Origin of the sequence: Tenacibaculum geojense (genome assembly GCF_042676005.1) — a bacterium.
Classification (GTDB): Bacteria; Bacteroidota; Bacteroidia; order Flavobacteriales; family Flavobacteriaceae; genus Polaribacter; species Polaribacter geojense.
Window position 1 is genome coordinate 1 of sequence record NZ_JBHTJR010000060.1, and the last position, 963, is coordinate 963.

Sequence of the window (963 nt, forward strand, 5' to 3'; positions counted from 1 at the left end):
AAATGTTGGGTAACGGTTTCGTATAACCCGTCAGTTATCGGACTAATTTAGCCAAAAGTTTTTAGTTATTCACTAGCTTAAGCAATTCTGAGTGGATTCGGACGTAGTCGAATCCGCCGTAATTGTGGTTATACATTGTTGTACGCAGTTTTTTTTAACTTTTTTTAGCTTTATCTTTCATTTCCGCAATATCAACTATTGAATTTAATTTCAGCTCCCTTTCGTGTCTGTGAACATACCATTCCTCAATTAGCATTTCAATTAATTGAATAAGCAGTTGAGCCTCTTTTGGTTCCACTTCAATTATTAGGTTAATGTCCTTTTCCATATGAGCTCCAATATTTCCAACTTTCCGAATTGCGTTTATGGATTTCCAAGTCAAAGGGTCGACTTTTTCTTCTATAGCATTAATTTCGTCAAAAAGTCGTCCTTTTTTGACTTTCCAAAAGTCTCTTATCATACCTTGCAAACACCTACGAGATAATGTAGCAGATGCTTTTGGGCTTAATTCCAAAATAGTATAAGCCTCTTCATAATCTTGTCGTATTGCTAATGGAATATACTCCGGATAAATTTTAGCTTTGGTATTCGGCAAAAGAGTCCATTCTTTTATAAAATCGCCTCGTCTATATATTTCAGGAATATAGTTTAATTCATATAAGCGTACATACAAAGACAGCTTATTACATTCGGTATTCGGACAAACAATCCAAAGTATGTCTGCACTTTTCAGTCCCTCAGCATTATCTTTACATAGATTCGACTCATGTTTGGTATGGTCATCAGAGTTTATAGTCGTTTTCGTTTCACAGTGAGGACAAGTCCAATTAAATGCCATATTTTTTATATCCTTTACTTGTTAATTTCCAGCTGAATTTTTTTAAATTGCGTACAACGGTTTCGTATAACCGTCAGTTACGGGTTAAATTAGTTATTATTTTCTTTTATTCACTAGCGTTAGCA

The 963-nt window shown here is 34.3% G+C and carries 1 protein-coding gene; it reads right to left on the reverse strand.

Features of this window, described 5'->3' with window-relative positions:
* Nucleotides 1-154 precede the first annotated feature (154 nt).
* On the reverse strand, nt 155-838 hold the full coding sequence (locus ACFQ1U_RS13645) for a DUF4145 domain-containing protein (RefSeq protein WP_386109324.1): 684 nt from the start codon (nt 836-838) through the stop codon (nt 155-157).
* Nucleotides 839-963 lie beyond the last annotated feature (125 nt).